Here is an 18,381-nt window from a genome sequence, read left to right as displayed (position 1 = left end):
TTTTTAACCTAAATTTATTCCGGATTTCTAATAATTTGAAACCATGAAAAAGCTTCTAGCCGTCACAGCATTAATATTATGCTCGGTCTTTACCGTCAGGGCTCAAGAGAGCGCCAAACCTCAGATGAATTTTGTAAAATTTAACCTCACATCTCTTCTGCTTAAGAATTACTCCTTACAGTATGAAAGAGTACTATCAAAAAGTATTTCTGCTGCCGTCTCCTTCAGATTTATGCCATATACCACTGTACCTTTTAAAAGCACAATTATTGACATGGCAAAATTTGAAGATCAGGAAACTATTGATATGTTTAATACTGCTCAGTTTGCCAACTACTCCATTACTCCTGAGATCAGATTCTATCTGGGTAAAAAGGGTTACGGAAGAGGCTTTTACATAGCCCCATATTACAGATATGCCTCTTATGAGGCGCAAAATCTCGAATTCTCCTTTGAAATTGGAGATGAAGAGGGGCAGATGGCACAGACACAAAAAATTGATTTGTCAGGTAGTCTTACTTCTCATACCGGTGGAATTATGTTTGGTGTACAATGGGCACTCGGTAAACATGTATCTCTGGACTGGTGGCTCCTGGGCGCAGCATACGGTGTAAGCAGTGGTGTAATTAACGGCATTCCAACCCCGGCAATTTCACAGGAGGATATCCCTACTGTAAAAAGGGAACTTGAAGAGATGGATATACCTATGGTTGAGAAAACAGTTACCGTCACCTCTAATAATGTGAGGATGGATTTAACCGGTCCCTGGGCAGGAATTCGTTCAGGAATTATTATTGGAATAAAATTCTAAAATAATTTTGCTTATATTTGAGTTACAAAGACTTAAATATGAGAAACAGAATTTTTAAAAACATTTTATTAATTTTTGCTATAGGAGCAGCTGCTTTATCCGGTGGCTGCTCTTCTCTCTCTAAAGCTCAGCTTGAGGGGGTAGCCACTTTCGCCCAAACCTGTGACAGCTTTTCTGCCTATCCCTCCCTACTATTTCTGGAAATGGCAAAAATCAGAGAGGAGAGTTCAATTTGGTATGCCTCCTCTCTAACCTCTCCTGAAAAGAGAGTTGCAGAGCTGGTGGAAATTTCCGGTTTTAAAAAGAGTCAGGAAAAAATTGCAAAGGGTACCGATATCTCTCTGAAAATATTATCTGACTACTCTTCTGCGCTTAAATCATTAGCTCACGAAAACAGAGTTATTGATCCCGGAAGGGAGATTCGCTCTGCAGGAAGGGCTATTGACTCTCTTATTATCTCTTTCAACTCCTTAAAATTGGCACAACCTGTTACATCAGGGATTATCTCATCTGCAGCAAGGATTATTGGCTACGGAGCTCAGCTTAATGCCTCCAGGGCAAGGGCAAATGCTATTACAAAATTCATCCCCTCCGGAGATACTTTAGTCCAAGAGATATGCAGATCATTAGAGACTCTGCTGAAAGACGAGAGTATAAAAGCCTTGATAGATCACGAACAGAAGATGCTTGTAAATAATTATCTTTCATATGTAGGTATAAGAGGGGGCGATATTAATGAAGACAGAAGGTTCTGCTCTCTCCTGGAAAAATCTGCTAACCTGGATAAACTGAGGAGCTCTACTGTTACATCGGTGGGCTCATTAAGAAGGGCACACGGAAAGATGGCCGCTCAGATAAAAGAGGGTATATCTCTTTTTGAACAGCTGGAAGCAATAAAAGAGTTTGGCTATGAGGTTGAAAAACTTAGTAAAATTGTAAGAAAATGGCAAAAAAGGGGATAACCGGCACTGTAGCTGCTGAGCTTGCAAAGATTCGCAAATCAATTGAAGAGGTGGAAAAGCTGAGAATCTCTGCCGTAAAAAGGGGCAGAGAGGAGGATGTTTTACGGCTGGAGGAGGCCTCAGCAGCACTCATAAAAAAAGAGAGGGAGGTTGTGAAAAGAGTTGGTGAAGAGGCAGCTTCAAAAATTAAATCAGATGGAGAGTCTCTGAAAGTCCTCTCTGAAAAGCTTAAAGCAAGAGTTAAAAGAATGGGGAGGCTCCCTAAAAGACTGGATACAATCAGCAAAATAATTCTAAAAATATCTGACCTTATTAATCTATGAAAAAATACAATTAAAGTAAGTGATTTAAATTATTACCTTTATTGGTCAAAAGAATACACGGATATGAAAAGCACAGAGCTTGAAGACATGTTCAGAGTGACTAATGATATGCTCTCTGTTGTCGATCAAAACGGGCGTTTTCTAAAGTTAAACGAATCTTGGAGCAGAGTTCTTGGGTACTCACTTGAAGAGATTTACACACATCCCAACTTTTTTGAACTTGTACATCCGGAAGACAAAGTGATAACTGCTGAGACTTTCAAGAGAATTTTGAAGGGGGATATGGTTAAATCTTTTGAGAACAGATATAAGTCAAAGGAGGGCAGTTATATTTGGTTTAACTGGGACTCGGTTATCCTTCCAAACGGGAATGTCTTCTCCTCTGCCAGAGATATGAGTGAAAATAAGGAGAGGCAGAAGGAGCTAGAGTTTCTGGCTGCCAATCTTGAGGCTGCTAACAGAGATAAAGATCAGTTTATATCAATTCTTGCACACGATCTAAGAAACCCTTTCAATACTCTTCTTGGGTTTTCTCAATATCTTGTAGAAAACATCGGTTCTATGTCTAATGATGAGGTAAAAGAACAAGCTCATTATATTCACGATGCCTCTGAAAAAACGCTATTTCTTCTTGAGGATATTCTGCTATGGTCAAAACTGAAGGTTGGCAAATTGTCAATATGCAAAGAGATGTTTGATTTAACAGAGATTTGCGAACTATTGATACAATATCTTAAAATTTCTGCAGAGGCCAAGGGTATTAGTGTAGAGTGCAGGCAAAAAGAAGAATCCTATCCTGTTTTTGCAGACAAGAATATGATTAAGACTATTATTAGGAATCTCTTTTCAAATGCCGTCAAATTCACTCACAAAGGGGGCAGAATTATCCTTGAAGTAGCTATTTCAGAAAAATCAACAAACTTTATTGTCTCTGATACAGGAGATGGTATTTCAGAATCTGCACTGCAGGATATTTGGGACCCTATTAAATCAAAAGGACTTGGTCTCTCAATTAGCAAAGAGCTTGCAGAACTAAACGGTGCATCACTGTCTGCCGTAAGCACAGCTGGTGCAGGAAGTTCGTTTAAACTATCTATTCCCAACTCTCAATAATATATTTAATCACTAATCCCCATGCAACATATTTTTACAGATCAGGTAAATATTGGCGAACTTCCTGTTGCCTATTTTACACTCGATAAAAACGGAGTCTTCATAAGTGTTAATGAACTATGGTGCAACTTGACAGAGTACTCTAAAGGGGATGTTGAGGGGGTCTTTTTTGGAGATCTTCTTCCGGACAATCAGAAAAACATATTCCCAAAGACATACAGGGAGTTCAGGTCAAAACTTGGTTCAGATTTCAGAACTTATAAAATCAGAAAAAAGAGCGGTGAATATGCCGATTTTCTGCTCTATTCCGGGGCTGAGAGTGAATCGGGCTCCTTTATAAAGGCCCACTATATAATGCTGGATCAGGGCACTCTTAAAACAACAGAGAGAGAGCTTACAAGAAGTAAATATATGTACAGGCTTCTCGCTGACAATATTCAGGAGGTTGTATGTGTTTATAATATGACTCAGGGGACCCATCTTTATGTAAGCCCGTCTGTTACGAGCATGAGAGGATACTCCGTTGATGAAGCGATGAGCCAGACCCTCCTTGATACACTGGCTCAAGAGTCCAGATCTGTGTTTGAGCAGGCTATACATGAGGCTGAATCAGAGTTTCTTAGAAAGCCGGACCAGGATACCCCTTTCTTTCTTGAGGTCAAACAGAGGTGCAAAGATGGAAACGAAATAAATGTTGAGATACAGGGACGGTTTCAGCTTGCAGCAAATGGAGATATGGAGATGATTTGCGTAAGCAGAAAGCTCTCAACATCCAAACTTGAGGAGACTCTGAGACTTATGAGAGAGAAGGAGGTTGAGAGAATGGCAGAACTCACGGGGGATATGTTCTGTCTTGCAGATAACGAGGGGAAACTTATTAAATCAAACAAGAGGCTTGAAAATGCCCTTGATTATAAATTCATTGAGCTATCATCAAACAGCCTGGCTACACTAATATATCCTGATGACCAGCTGATGTTTACAACTGTAGTTGAGAACACAACAGATGATTTTATTGATGAGATTGACTGCAGAATAAAGCATAAAGGTGGTGAGTATAAATTATTCAACTGGAAAATCACAAGATTTGACAGTGACAAGATCTATATTACAGCAAGGGATATAACCCCTCCTAAAACAGTAGCAAACAAGGCTATTTTCAGGCAGATGCTAGCCAGCAAAAATAAACCTCTTATACAGATTGGTGAAAGAAAAAGTATTAAACCGGAGAGTGTCATTGCCGAGATAGCTGAGGGAAGGTCGTACACTGCTGCTGTTGCCGATTTTGCCGCATCGCTTATAAGGAATATTCATATTCTGGAGAAGACAGATATTGAGAATCAACTGAAAATAATTTATAAAATATCCAGAACTGCATCCATCCAATCAGAGGATTATGCATTCATCCATAATTATGCATCGGGTGAGCATACACCATCTCCTTCACTACTGTCACTTGAATCTGAAGGAAAGGCAGCCGTTGAAGATCTCGCGGGGATGTACAAACAACCTGAGATGAGAATCTCCATAAAATCCTCCCCTGATGTTAAAATTTTCTGTGACCCCTCTGCAACCCGAGCTCTGCTCAGGTCTATGATTTCATATATGATAAGGCTTTCTGACGGAATGGGAGATATCCATATCAAAATATTCAGGGAGAATAACAATGCCTTGTTTGTAATTAATCATAAAGAGATAAAATCACCTTCAGAGCGGAGTTCAATTATAAGCATTGAGAAATGCCGGGAGGTAGCTGCCTCAATGGGTGGTTCCATATCTGCAGAGTCCGGCTCTCAGAACGGCTCTGTTATTACAATAAAATTGCCGTCAGTTGTTACTTCATAAAGACGAAATAGACGGCAAGAATAAGGCAAAGAAATGCTGCAAAGTGGTTCCACTGAATCTGAGTTTTGAAAACCACAATTGAAAAAACCGAGAAGACAACAAGGGTAATTATCTCCTGAATAATCTTAAGTTGCATGAGAGAGAAAGGGCCCCCGTTGCCAAGATATCCTATCCGGTTTGCAGGAATCTGAACAGCATATTCAAAAAATGCTATTGACCACGAGAATAAAATAACGGCAAAGAGTGGCCAGTCAGTTATCTTGCCCATCTCCTGCAGTTTCAGGTGTCCGTACCAGGCAAAGGTCATAAAGACATTTGCAACAACAAGTAAAAGAATTGTATATATTCCGCTCATTACAATGACCTTTTCACAATAACCGGCGGCAAATATACACCTAGGTTTATTATCTTTGTGACAATTTTTACAAAATTTCAATTAATCATGAAAATTTTCAGATTTATGCTCATTGCAACTTTAGCAGGACTGTTTGCAGCTTCCTGCAAGGATGGCGCCGTAAAGGAGGAGCCGTTCAGATATCTTGCGGATGAATTCGCAGACTTAAAGGTTATCCGATACAGAATACCGGGCTGGGACTCTCTTACTCTTCAGCAGAAGGAGTATATCTACCACCTGAGTGAGGCTGCAAAGGCGGGCCGTGATATTTTCTGGGATCAGAATTTCAAGCATGGTATTAAAATAAGAAAGGCGCTCGAGGGAATATTTGAGAATTATTCAGGGGAGAAAGAGAGTTCTGACTGGAAGGAGTTTGTGGTATATGCAAAGAGGGTGTTTTTCAGCAACGGAATACATCACCACTATGCAGAGGAGAAGTTTATTCCGGGATGCTCTCAGGAGTATTTTGCTAAGCTGATGGATGAGAGCGGACAATCTGAGCTTAAGGAGGAGCTGATTCCTATGCTGTTTGATCCGGCACTCTATCCTTACAGAAAAAACATAACCGGCGAGGGTGATCTTCTGCTGGGGAGTTCGGTGAACTTTTATGATAGCGTAAGCAGGGCTGAGGCCGAGACTTTTTATGCAAAAATGGCAGATCCAAAGGATGAGACTCCAATATCTTATGGTCTTAATTCAAGACTTGTCAAGAGAGGTGGTGTTGTTCAGGAGGAGGTCTATAAATCAGGCGGCCTTTATGGTGCGGCAATCGATAAGATAATTGAACATCTTGAGAAGGCATCTGCCGTAGCCGAGAATGATATTCAGAGAGGTTACATCGCTAAGTTGATTGATTATTACCGCACCGGCGACCTTAACACATGGGATGAATACAACATCGCCTGGGTAAAGGATACTGACAGTCAGGTGGATTTTATAAACGGATTCATTGAAGATTATAATGACCCTCTGGGGATGAAGGCGACATGGGAGGCTGTGGTCAACTTCAAGGATATAGAGGCTTCAAAAAGAACTGAAATTATAAGCAACAATGCTCAATGGTTTGAAGACAACTCTCCGGTAAGTGCAGAATACAAGAAAAAAGAGGTGAAGGGTGTTTCGGCAAAGGTAATTACTGTAGCTCAGCTGGGAGGCGACTGCCATCCGACATCCCCTCTCGGCATAAACCTGCCTAATGCAGACTGGATAAGGAAAGAACATGGCTCAAAATCGGTAACCATTGCAAACATATCAGAGGCTTACGACAAGGCGGCTGAGGAGGCTCCAAAGAGTATGACTGCCGAGTTCTCATGGGATGAGGCCGAGAGTGCTCTTATAAAGCAGTATGGTTCTGTTACAAATAATCTCCATACAGATATGCACGAGTGTCTGGGACATGCGTCCGGACAGCTCCGCCCCGGAACAGCTGCAGGTGCGTTAAAGGACCACTCTTCTGCTCTTGAGGAGGCCCGCGCAGATATTTTTGCACTATACTATATGCCTGACACAAAACTTGTGGAGCTTGGCATTATGCCTGACGCCGAGGCTTATAAAGCCTCTTACATCTCCTACATCCGCAATGGTCTAATGACTCAGTTTGTAAGGGTTGAGCTGGGAAAGAGTGTTACACAGGCTCATATGCAGGGAAGAAAGCTTATTGCCGAGTGGTGTTTTGAGAAGGGTAAAGGTGCCGGCGAAGGCGGTGCTGATGTAATTGAAAAGCGTGTAAGAGATAATAAAACATACTTCGTTATAAACGACTACGCAAAGCTGCGAGGTCTCTTTGGGGATCTGCTTGCAGAACTCCAGAGGGTTAAATCTGAGGGTGACTATGCAGCCGGTAAAAAACTCATTGAGACATATGCTGTAAACATAGATCCTGCTCTTCACAAAGAGGTCAGAGATCGTTACGCCTCTCTCAACCTCAAGCCATACGGCGGATTCATCAATCCTGACATAATCCCTGTAGAGAAGGATGGCAAAATTACAGACTACAAAATTGAATACCCCGCAGACTTCCTCCAGCAGATGCTGGACTATGGTAAAAAGTACAGCTTTTTGAAGTAGGCAGCAACAGCAAAGCAGCAGCAGAGCAGCAGAGCGCAGAGCAGCAGCAGCAGCAGATACTACCTCAGGGGTAATTGGCCAAATAATTGATATTAAGCTTTTTGCATAAAAGAGCCGTTTTTCACAACTCCTTTGTTATCAACTTTGTGGCCAATTACCCCTGAGGTAGTATCTTTCTTGTGTTTTGGGTAAGATCTGAAAAATAATTATCTTTATTCAAGTTTCTAATTAGAAGAGGGAGATTGAGGCGATGAGAAAAAAAAGAGCTATTACCGAGACAGGTATATATCACATTTACCAGCAGGCAAATTCAAGAATAATAATCTTTTACGATAACCAGGATAAAGATGTTTTTCTGAAGTGTGTAGCAAGAAGCGCTAAGAAATTCGCTACAGAAATCTATGCGTATGTAGTTATGGATAATCATTGGCATATCCTTGCTAAAACACATCATCTTTCAGATTTTGTAACGAATTACATGGTTAGCTATGTAAAATGGTACAATTTTAAACAAAAGAAAAGTGGCAATTTGTGTAACGGCCCCTTTTCCAGTTCACCAAAAATCAATCTTGTTAAAGTCTTAGATTGTGTTAAGTATATCTTAAATAATCCGGTTAAATCACATATTGTCAGACATCCGTTTGACTATAGCTGGTCTTCTGCAAATCAATATTATAACTATAAAATTAATAACAATAGTCTTTTGAAGATTAATGATTCTGTAGTCAAATTATATTTCAATAGCATTATTGAGTTTGAGAATTTTCTCATTTCACCAAGCGGTGATTTGGATGATTTTAGAGAGGAGAAAGATCTGGGTATCAAAGTTACATATTCTCAACTGGCAGAAAAATTAAAGTCAATACTAGAAGAAAAGTCACTAAGCGAAATAAATCGTGATGAATTAGTTCATCTTATAAGAATTTTTGCATTTGAAACTAATGCTACATATATTCAGCTTGCAAATCTTTTTCAAGTAAGCTACACCTTTATTAAAAACACCGTTGCGACCTCCGACCGACCTACTACCTCAGGGGTAATTGGCCAATAATTTTATAATGAGATACTTATGCAAAAATGCCAATTTTTGTAAGTTGTTATTATTCAGCTAATTGGCCAATTACCCCTGAGGTAGTAGGTCGGCCGGGCGGCTACCAGCTGGCCTTTGCCGGGTCACGGTCAGGATGCGGCCGGGCCACGGCACGGTCAGGGTCAAGGCCAGGGCAGGGCCAGGGCACGGTTACACCCCTTCGTCATCAAGATGGTGGGACCAGAGGTATTTGTTTGTCTCTTTTATAAGCACTCCTGAGAGCAGTAGCAAAGCGACAAGGTTAGGGATGGCCATAAGGGCATTCATACTGTCTGCTATACCCCAGACGAGGGATAGGTTCAGGACTGAGCCTGCAAAAACAGCTGCAATCCAAGCAAGTCTGTAATAGATTATAATCTTTTTCCCGCCTAAATACTCTACCGCCTTCTCCCCGTAGTAGGACCATCCTAATATAGTAGAAAAGGCAAAGGTTATTATGCCTATCGTCAGGATCCATGAACCTACATAAGGAATTTTGGAGAAAGCAGCCTTTGTAAGTGCAGCTCCCTGAGTATGATCAATATCCGGATGAGCAATTATGGAACTCACCAGTACAAGCCCGGTCAAAGCACATACCACCACGGTATCCCAGAATGTGCCGGTTGAAGAGACCAGGGCCTGACGCACCGGATTCCGTGTCTGAGCAGCTGCTGCTACAATTGGTGCCGAGCCGAGTCCCGACTCGTTCGAGAAGAGACCTCTGGCAATTCCGAATCGGGCTGCCATCATAACTGTAGTACCTATAAAACCGCCACCTGCAGCTTTTGCTGAAAATGCAGATTCAAATATAACTCTGAGAGTTTCACCCAGGAATGCACTGTTAACTACTAGAATATATACGCAACCGGCTACATAAAATATCGCCATAAAAGGGACCAGAGTGCCGCTTACTTTAGCAATACCCTTAACTCCAAAAAGAATAACCAGCGCAACAGCTATACTTAAAATAATGCCTGTAGCTGTAGTACTAACGGCAAAAGTTTCGTTGACAAGTAGAGATATTGAGTTAGCCTGTACAGTATTACCAATTCCAAATGCAGCAATAGCCGTAAAAATACTGAAGAGAATTGCCAGCCACTTGAGCTTTAGCCCTTTTTCAAGAGCATACATCGGACCACCCAGCATAGTCCCGTCAGCAGTTTTAACTCTGTATTTAATTGCCAGCAGACCCTCAGAGTATTTTGTTGCTATGCCGAATATCCCTGTTATCCACATCCAAAGTACCGCTCCCGGACCACCCAGTGCTACCGCGGTTGCCACACCGATTATATTGCCGGTTCCAATTGTTGCAGCCAGCGAAGTGGCCAGTGCTCCAAACTGACTTACATCACCCGATGCAGCCTTATCCTTTGTAACTGACAGTCGGATTGCCGTAAAAATTTTTCTTTGGGGGAACTTGAGAATAATTGTCAGGTAAATGTGAGTACCCAAAAGAAGAATAATCATCGGCCATCCCCATAGGGCAGAGCTGACCTTGTCAATAAAGGCTGCAAAATTTTCCATAGTGAGAGTTTAGTTAAAGAAAAGTTTAGTTTAAAGTAGGTATCTTTGCAAAGATAAAAAAATTGACTATTTGAGACGCATTCTATATATAATACTGGCATCAGTTTTTGTTGCTCTGGCTACTATCGGCATTTTCCTGCCCCTAATCCCCACCACCCCTTTTCTGCTTCTGGCGGTCTATTTCTATATGAACTCCTCATACAGCAGATTGAAATGGCTGCTTAACAACAGATACCTGGGTCCATACATCCACTCATATCTCTCAAAAGAGGGTATTCCATTCAGACTCAAAATCAAGACTATCTCCCTGCTCTGGATAACCATTGGCACTACAGCTATCTTTGCAACAGATAACCTCCATATAAGAATCTTCCTTGGAGTTGTTGCAATTGCTGTAACAGTTCATCTGGCTATTAAGAAGACTAAATACTAAAAAAGGGCTGACCAAAAGAAATTTTGGTCAGCCCCGCACCACTTAACTAATAACAAATAATCACTCAATAAATGAGCGAAGACCTACAAAAGCTCCTTAACGGCAGCAATTGCAAGGTCGTAGTTTGGCTCATCCAGAATATCCTTGGTTATCTCCTTATACTTCACCACTCCGTTTTTGTCAATAACCACAACACCTCTGGCGAGCAGCTGGTTCTCCTTTACCAGGAATCCATACTCAAGACCAAACTTTGAGAATTTGAAATCTGAGAGAGTATGAATGTTGTTTATGCCTTCAGCGGCACAAAATCTTCCAAGAGCAAACGGAAGGTCTTTTGACATTGTCAGAATTACAACATCTTCAGATAATTCTGTTGCCCTTTTGTTGAATGTGCGGGTTTGGGTTGCACACACACCGGTGTCAATTGATGGAAATACGCTTACTACAACTACCTTTCCCTTGAAGTCCGATAGTTTTACATCCTTCAGTGTATTGTCTGAAGCAATAATTTCAGGGGCAGCATCCCCCGGCTTAATCTGGTTTCCCAGAAGTGTAAGCGGATTACCTTTGGCTGCAAAAATTCCTTTTGTCTCAATTGAAAAAAGATCTTTCATGATTTCTTTATAATATTATAATATGTTTCTGTGTTTGTATTAAGAACATAGAATCAGCAATTTTGTTTAAATTTGTATTAAAGAATTATAGAAAAAATGAAAATTGGATTTAGAAAAAGGCTTGTTATCGTAGCTGCTACTATTATTGCACTTGGTATATCTTTAACCTCATGCGATCCGGAGGAAATTATTGAGCAAATTAAGCCGGATACAAAAAAGACAAAGCTTTATACTTATGTAAGCGATTTGATGCACGATGTTTACTACTGGTATAAAGATGTCCCTGCAAATATAAGTCACTCTTTATCACCTGATGTTTTTGACTACTTTGACAGGCATCTTGTCTCCCAGGACAGATGGTCATGGATGATGACCGGAGAAGAGTACCTTGACGATAATGCCGGCGTCTCTACTAGTTATGGAGCAAGTTATGCCCAACCTGTAGAATATTTTAATGACTACTCAATAAGGGTTAAATATGTATTCCCAAATACCCCAATGTCTGAAAACGGAGTAAAAAGAGGGTGGGAACTTACACATGTCAATAATACTCCTGTTATGGACCTTGTAAGAAACAACACATTTAATTCTGAAATGGCAAAGTCAACCAATACTTTTACTTTTAAGGATCTGAATAATGTTTCCAAAACCTTTACAACCTCTGCCAGAGAGATTAGTACCAGGTCATACTTTGCAAGAGAGGTTTACACCTCAAAAGAGTTCCCCGGTCTTACTAAATCTGTAGGATACTTTAACTACTATACTTTCAATGCATATATGCTTAAGGATATTGACGATGCAATGGCAATATTCAAAACGGCCGGCATTAAACACCTTATACTTGACCTGAGGTATAATGGCGGAGGAGACGGAAGAGCCACTCAGCTCCTCGCAAATTACATTGCCTCTGCATCAGCAGATGGTAAACTAATTGCAAAAAGAGAGCATAACGACAAATACTCCTCTCTGGACAATAAGGTAGAGAACATGACAATAATCAAGAGAATTGCCGGTTCACTTGACCTTGAGCGTATTTATATACTGGGCAGCAAAGGTACAGCATCTGCAAGTGAGGTAATAATCAACGGCTTCAAACCGCTTATGGATGTAATTCAGGTAGGTACAACTACATATGGAAAACCAAACGGTATGTATGTATTATCTTATCCTGAAAACAACTATGATAATCCTGAATACATATTCCTGCCTATAGCATTTTTCTCAGTGAATATTGACGGGAAAGGCCATTATCTGAATGGTCTGGAACCTGACCACTACCGTCCGGACGATCTTTACCACGAATTTGGTGTTAATGAAGACTGGGTTAAGGCCTGCCTTACACACTCTGCAACAGGAGCTTTCCCTGCACTTCCTCCAAAAGGGGCGTCAGTAAAATCAGAGGGAGCCATGTTCAGAATACCTGTTGAGTCCGATTCACCAAACTACGGCAGATATACTTTTACTTTAGAATCCGTTAAGCTCTAAGCTTACTGTAGGAAGCAGAAGTAAAAATCCCACTATTATCAGAAGCAGTATAAATGGCCAAACCCATTTAAACCACTTGGCATAGGGTATTCTCGCAATTGAAAGAACTGCAATAAGAACTCCTGATGTTGGAGTAATCATATTTGTAAATCCGTCTCCAAACTGGAAAGCAAGTACCGTTGCCTGTCTTGATACCCCTATAAGATCAGAGAAAGGGGCCATAATAGGCATTGTTATAGCTGCCTTTGCACTAGCAGATGGAATAACAATATTTATAAATGTCTGAATAAGATACATTACTCCCAGAGAGCCGCCTTTGCCTGCTCCATCCATTGCAAGCGACATTTCGTGAAGTATTGTGTTAATAACCCTACCCTCTTCCAGAATCACAATAATTCCTGCTGCGAGTCCCACAACTACCGCTGCAGAGAGTATATCCCTTGCACCCTCGTTAAGTTTTGAGACTATTTCATTTCCACTATACCCTGCAGCTATACCGCTAAGAATTCCAAGAGCCAGAAAGAGTGCCGATATCTCTCCTATATACCAGCCGTATCCCATTACGCCTACAACCAGGAATAATATTGTAAAGAAGAGGAGATTGAGTACATAAAAATGTACTGATTTTCTCAGGGAGAAGATGCCTGTCAAGCCAAAAAGAAGAGTCAGAGCCGGTATCAGAGCAGGTATATCAAATGAGCTGTTTCCAATTTTTATTGTAGTGTGGTAGTAAAATAGTGAGAATAGAGCCAGGGATACAAATGCAATTGCAAAACTCACCCAGGCTGCACGAGGAGTATGATACTCAATTTGAGAGTTCTCACTCTCTGCTCGTCCCCTCCAGTATGCATCTTCTTCATAAACAGGAGATTTAAGAGGATTTTTCTTAATTTTGGCAGCATAAAGAAGCACAAATGTAAAAGTGATTATGTTAAGAACCATCCAGCAGAAGAGTCTGTATTCAATTCCGGAAAAGAGAGGTAATCCGGCAATATCCTGAGCTATTCCTATTGTAAAAGGATTAAGGATTGCCCCTGCAAACCCCACATGAGCTGCAACATATACCAGTGAAACTCCTACTATTGAGTCATATCCCATTGAAATTGCCAAAGGAATCAGCAATACAGCAAAAGCAATTGTCTCTTCGCTCATACCAAAGACTGCTCCAAAAAGACTGAAAAGAGTCATTATAAGCAGAAGAACAATATTATTAACTCCCACTTTTCTTAGCAGAGTGTACCTCTCAAGACCTTTTGTAAAACGGAGAAAGGACTCAATTCCGGCATCAATTGCCTTAACAGAGTTAACAACCCAGAAAGCCGCCCCAATTACCAGAATAAAGACTATAATTCCGGCTTGTCTGGTAAATCCCTTATAGAAGGCTGTTAAAATTTGCCAGCTTTGTGGCTGGTTATCTATGTACCTGAACTCAAGAATTTCAGAATCTCCTTGTGTAATCTTCACATACTCCCCTCCGGGAACAATAAAGGTAACAATGGCACTAATTATTATAAGTGCAAAAATTATTACAAATGTGTGCGGTATCTTAAGTTTTTTCTTCTCCATCAGACAAAAATAATTCTAAATTTGTACAAAACCATTGATAAATGATAAACTTCAAAAAGAAAACAGCACTTATAGTTGCTGTTACACTACTTTTCGCAGGGCAGACTATAGCACAACCCAAGGCTCAGATGTCGGCCTCAGACCACGACAATGTGGTATCAAATATTATTAAAATCGGCCAAACCGATAACAGGACCATGCATCATCTTGATGTACTCACAAATCGTATCGGCGGCCGCTTGCTTGGATCTGATGCCTACGAGAACGCTACCTACTGGGCAGCCGATTTGTATAAAAAATGGGGGCTTGAGGTGGTAGTCCAGGAGGTTGGTCAACTTCCTGTTGGATTCAACAGGGGCCCGTGGTTTGGAAGAATGCTGTCAGAAAACGGGATGGTTCTCCATTTTGCAACTCCATCTTATACTTCAGGCACCAAAGGGGTTCAGAGGGGACATGTGGTAAAGGAGCCTAAAAGCAGAGCCGAGTTTGAAAGGATGAAGGGTAAACTTAAAGGGGCCTGGGTTCTTATTACAGGTATAAATGAGGGGTGGCCTGTTGATTATTCAGAGTATGGTGATACACTAAGATCGCAGATTATTCAGGAAAATCTGAAAATTCAGAGATACAATGACTCAATAATGAGAATTAACAGGGCGAACCCTCAAAAACCTCAGCTTGAAAAAAAACCTCTTAAAGATGCACCTGCATTATTCTACAAAGAGATGCGTGATGCCGGAATTTTGGGGATTATTCAATCTTCACATGTTCCTATCAGAGCTCTTTATGACAGAAAGAATATTGAGTATATGAGCTGGGACGAACTTCCAACTTGTCCGGATATTAAACTTAGTGAACATCAGTTCAAAGTAATTGAACAGATGGTTAATGAGCGCAGATATTTTCAGCTGGAATTTGACATAAGAAATCATTTCAAACCAGGACCTGTTAAATATCACAATGTTCTCGGGATAATCAGGGGTACTGAATTTCCGGACGAATATGTTATGTCCGGAGGGCACCTTGATGCATTTGATGTCGCTACAGGAGGCGTTGATTGCGGAACAGGTGTAGCTCCAAATCTTGAGGCTGCAAGGATGATTATGCAGGCCGGAGGAAAACCAAGACGCTCAATTGTATTCTGTTTGTGGGCCGGAGAGGAATTTGGTCTCTGGGGTTCAAAATTTTGGGTTGAAAACAGTAAGGATAAACTTGAAAATATTTCCAACTATTTTAACAGGGATGGTGGTCCAACAATTACAAATAGTATAACAGTTCCTCCCGCAATGTTTGATGCCTTTAAACAGGCAACATCAAGACTCAACGAGATAAATCAGGAATTTCCTTTCACACTGTATAAGCGAGAAGGAGAAGCCAGACCAAAACCTACAACTGCAGGAGGGAGCGACCATGCACATTTTGCAATAAACGGAGTTCCCACAATCAGCTTTGGAAACGCAGATCCTAAAGGGTATGATTTTAACTATGGTGAGATATGGCATACAGAGAGAGACACCTACAATATGTCTATTCCAGAATATATGGAGCATACATCCACAGTTATGGCAGTTGTTCTTTACAACCTGGCAAATCAGGATAAAATTCTCTCAAGAAAAGGTCTCTATAATTAGATTATCTCAATATCTACAGAGATAATCCAGCCTTGGCGGCCGTCAGAGAGCTCCACTCTCTGCCAGCCGCCAATTTGTTCCAGCAGTTTAACCTTAGTCCCCTCGTGGAGAATAAAGAGTGTCTTTCCAGAATTATCCGGAGAGCTCTTTACAGAACTTACAGGCTTCATGATTATTGCAGTATCGTGTGATGTAAAATCACTTTTCTGATTCCATGCAAACATAACAGAAACTATTGCAAAGAGAAGCGCTGTTGCACCAGAAAAAAACGAGGCCTTTCTTATCCGGGATGTGGTTGCGTATCTGAAGAGCAGTATCAGGAGAGCAAAGATTCCTGCAAAAAGCAGAGATAACATTGCCCAGCCATTTGAAGAGAACACATAGCCGGCCTCTCGTATCCAGGTTGTGAGAATAAACTCCGGGACACTCTCTATCTTATCAAGTGTATACTCTTTTGCAAGTGCAAGATTTCTCTCTGCATCACCATCTGAAGGATCAAGTTTAAGAGTCCGCTCAAAATAGAGTATTGCCTTTCCGTTCTCTCCCAGCTTAAAATATGTATTTCCAATATTGTATGTCAGCTGAGAAGAGCTGTATCCCAACTCCTCAATCTTAAGATAATTCTCAAGAGCTGAAGTGAAATCACCCTGAATATATTTCTCATTTCCGCTATTCCAAAGCTCTCTGTGGTCAGGAGTTTCTGCAGATTGAAGTGAAAGTGCACTAAGCAAAAAGATTAATAAAAGAGCTCCTTTCATCTTAACTCCCGATTTGCCTGATTTTCTTCCCTCAAGAGATGTAATTAGTTTCATAGCCTTTTTATAATTGTTCTCCATTTCACCCTCAGCAGAATCTGGTGCATATCTTGCATATTCACATCTATCCATAAGCTCCATAAATTCTGAAGTTACACTCTCCTCAATCCCAGCCACCGAGAGAGCATCTTTTATCTTCTCTCTTGACAAATCTGCCGGAGAGAGAGAGAATTTATCTGAGGCATACCCCAGGAGAGCTTTATAAAGCTCTTCGTAAAAGGCCGAGTATATATTCTGCTTAAGTAAACCCTCTGCAATTTTAAGCCTGCCCTTAGCCACCTTTTCAGCTTTTCTGTTTCTTAAACCTGCGATATCTCTGTTCCTCTCAATATGTTTATCAAGTATTCGTCTGGCCATAAACCAGGCTGTAAATATGAGAAGTAATGAGAGTAAGTATGAAAGGGTCCCGAAAAACATCGGATTACCTTTTGATAAACCGGAGGCACCGGTTTTAATATATCTTACATCGTCACCCAGGCTTCTTACTGCCTGTTTATTAACTCCGGCCGGGAGCATTTGACCGCTGTATGATGTACTGCCTCCGGCCTCTCCTCCCACCTTTACTTTAAGTTCTCCCGATTTTAATGTTACATATTTTCTTTTTGCAATATCGTAGTAACTGAACTCCACAGGTGCGATTACAAACTCTCCCGGCCCTCTTGGGATAAGAGGGTATTCAAACTCCTTATTCCCTGATGTTTTGACATCATACCGTTCAAAATCTGCGGGAAATTCAACTTTAGGTGCCTCAACCAGGTTAATGTTTCCTGTTCCGTTAATTTTTATTATAAGAGAGAGAGCCTCGTTTGCATTAAGTGAGTCCCGGGTAAAAGATGCCTGCATCCGGAACTCTCCCACTGCTCCGTTGAAGGAGGCGGGAGCGCCTGAGGGCAACGGGTCAACATTAATACGGCTTGCCGGTGCAGAAATCCTCTTTCTGACTGTTTGATAATCGCTGAAAAAATCATCAAATACAGATCTGGGAGCACTGCTCTGATTTCTTATCTGAACAATACATACAAGTTCAGAGGGATCTATCTGAATTTGCCCTGTTTGCTGAGGAATAAGATTATACCTTCTTAGAACAGCTGCGTTGTATATGGTTCCATTCACATTCTCTCTGACAAACTCAATATTCTGGGGTGTCTCCAGCTCCTGGCTCCAGAAGCCATTAAATGAGGGGAATTTCACATCCTCAAATCCGGAAATAGGAACCTTTGTGTAGAGCTTTAGTGTTGCTACAAGAGGTTCTCCCTTTACGACGCGAGTCTTGCTAAGGGAGAGTCTCAGCAGTATGTCATTACTTCCAACAGTGGCGGCTGAAGATGAACCATCCGATTTCTTATCACCGGAGGCTTTAACCACCTCAATTGTTACAGGTTGGCTCGAGTACCTCTTTCCATCTATTGTCACTGTTGCTGCAGAAATTGTAAATTTTCCCGTTGTTTTAGCCTGCAGAATATATGTGTAACTTACCTCAAATGACTCAGTTCTCTTGCCGTTAATTATTTGGGTAGAACTCATCCTGGAGGATGTAGGGCCTGCAAGGATATCAAACCCGTTAATTACAGGTGGTTCAAAAGAGGATGGGTCCGCATTGGAAACAAATACAACCCTGAAACTCTCATCAATCTCTACAACTCTGGGTGCATCTGTGTGAAACGAAACTTGAGCAAAAGATGTAAGTCCTGTTATTAAAAACAGGAGCATTGCAGTGTATCTTTTCATCTGA

15 protein-coding genes are annotated in these 18,381 nt (G+C 41.0%); 10 read left to right on the top strand and 5 right to left on the bottom strand.

Going from position 1 to position 18,381, the window contains the following annotated elements:
* The first annotated feature begins 43 nt into the window (after positions 1 to 43).
* The 5 genes from U5907_09850 (at position 44) to U5907_09830 (ending at position 5,054) form a co-directional block, all read left to right on the top strand.
* Positions 44 to 811, top strand: a complete 768-nt coding sequence (locus tag U5907_09850) for a DUF3575 domain-containing protein (GenBank protein WRQ32873.1) — start codon at positions 44 to 46, stop codon at positions 809 to 811.
* A 38-nt stretch (positions 812 to 849) separates the two neighbouring features.
* Entirely contained in the window at positions 850 to 1,773 is a 924-nt protein-coding gene (locus tag U5907_09845) for a hypothetical protein (protein WRQ32872.1), read from the top strand.
* Positions 1,755 to 2,096 (top strand): hypothetical protein, encoded by a 342-nt coding sequence (locus U5907_09840; GenBank protein WRQ32871.1) that lies wholly within the window; start codon positions 1,755 to 1,757, stop codon positions 2,094 to 2,096. Before U5907_09845 ends, U5907_09840 begins: the two co-directional genes overlap by 19 nt.
* A 63-nt stretch (positions 2,097 to 2,159) precedes the next feature.
* Positions 2,160 to 3,209, top strand: coding sequence for a PAS domain-containing sensor histidine kinase (locus tag U5907_09835; GenBank protein ID WRQ32870.1), 1,050 nt, complete (start codon positions 2,160 to 2,162; stop codon positions 3,207 to 3,209).
* A gap of 21 nt (positions 3,210 to 3,230) precedes the next feature.
* On the top strand, positions 3,231 to 5,054 hold the full coding sequence (locus U5907_09830; GenBank protein WRQ32869.1) for a PAS domain S-box protein: 1,824 nt from the start codon (positions 3,231 to 3,233) through the stop codon (positions 5,052 to 5,054).
* Here U5907_09830 and U5907_09825 read toward each other — a convergent pair.
* Positions 5,044 to 5,409: a DMT family protein gene (locus U5907_09825; GenBank protein ID WRQ32868.1), complete on the bottom strand. Its 366-nt coding sequence runs from the start codon at positions 5,407 to 5,409 to the stop codon at positions 5,044 to 5,046. The genes U5907_09830 and U5907_09825 overlap by 11 nt on opposite strands.
* 87 nt (positions 5,410 to 5,496) lie before the next feature.
* Here U5907_09825 and U5907_09820 point away from each other — a divergent pair, with 87 nt between their 5' ends.
* Both U5907_09820 and U5907_09815 read left to right on the top strand, forming a co-directional pair.
* Entirely contained in the window at positions 5,497 to 7,515 is a 2,019-nt protein-coding gene (locus U5907_09820; protein WRQ32867.1) for a dihydrofolate reductase, read from the top strand.
* A gap of 250 nt (positions 7,516 to 7,765) precedes the next feature.
* Positions 7,766 to 8,566 carry a transposase gene (locus U5907_09815; GenBank protein WRQ32866.1) on the top strand — a complete coding sequence of 267 codons (801 nt, stop codon included), beginning with the start codon at positions 7,766 to 7,768 and terminating at the stop codon, positions 8,564 to 8,566.
* Positions 8,567 to 8,755: 189 nt separating this feature from the next.
* On the opposite strand, the gene U5907_09810 is transcribed toward U5907_09815, so the two are convergent.
* A complete protein-coding gene (locus tag U5907_09810; GenBank protein ID WRQ32865.1) occupies positions 8,756 to 10,108 on the bottom strand; it encodes an alanine/glycine:cation symporter family protein in 1,353 nt (450 codons plus the stop codon).
* Between the two features lie 70 nt (positions 10,109 to 10,178).
* On the opposite strand from U5907_09810, the gene U5907_09805 reads away from it, so the two are divergent.
* Positions 10,179 to 10,541: a YbaN family protein gene (locus U5907_09805; protein WRQ32864.1), complete on the top strand. Its 363-nt coding sequence runs from the start codon at positions 10,179 to 10,181 to the stop codon at positions 10,539 to 10,541.
* Between the two features lie 83 nt (positions 10,542 to 10,624).
* Here U5907_09805 and tpx read toward each other — a convergent pair whose 3' ends face one another.
* On the bottom strand, positions 10,625 to 11,155 hold the full coding sequence (gene tpx / locus U5907_09800) for a thiol peroxidase (GenBank protein ID WRQ32863.1): 531 nt from the start codon (positions 11,153 to 11,155) through the stop codon (positions 10,625 to 10,627).
* Between the two features lie 96 nt (positions 11,156 to 11,251).
* Between tpx and U5907_09795 the strand changes: the two genes are divergently transcribed.
* Entirely contained in the window at positions 11,252 to 12,640 is a 1,389-nt protein-coding gene (locus U5907_09795; protein WRQ32862.1) for a S41 family peptidase, read from the top strand.
* On the opposite strand, the gene U5907_09790 is transcribed toward U5907_09795, so the two are convergent.
* On the bottom strand, positions 12,620 to 14,206 hold the full coding sequence (locus tag U5907_09790) for an AbgT family transporter (protein ID WRQ32861.1): 1,587 nt from the start codon (positions 14,204 to 14,206) through the stop codon (positions 12,620 to 12,622). The two genes, U5907_09795 and U5907_09790, sit on opposite strands and share 21 nt — an antisense overlap.
* A 41-nt stretch (positions 14,207 to 14,247) precedes the next feature.
* On the opposite strand from U5907_09790, the gene U5907_09785 reads away from it, so the two are divergent.
* Positions 14,248 to 15,834, top strand: a complete 1,587-nt coding sequence (locus U5907_09785) for a M20/M25/M40 family metallo-hydrolase (GenBank protein ID WRQ32860.1) — start codon at positions 14,248 to 14,250, stop codon at positions 15,832 to 15,834.
* Here the strand turns inward: U5907_09785 and U5907_09780 are convergent.
* The gene (locus tag U5907_09780; protein WRQ32859.1) at positions 15,831 to 18,377 is read right to left on the bottom strand and encodes a BatD family protein; all 2,547 of its coding nucleotides are present in this window, start codon (positions 18,375 to 18,377) and stop codon (positions 15,831 to 15,833) included. The two genes, U5907_09785 and U5907_09780, sit on opposite strands and share 4 nt — an antisense overlap.
* Positions 18,378 to 18,381: the final 4 nt, after the last annotated feature.

It is taken from the genome of Bacteroidales bacterium MB20-C3-3 (assembly GCA_035609245.1).
Classification (GTDB): domain Bacteria; phylum Bacteroidota; class Bacteroidia; order Bacteroidales; family UBA932; genus Bact-08.
Note: the sequence above shows the minus strand (reverse complement) of the source record. Positions and strands in the feature narration are given on the sequence as shown.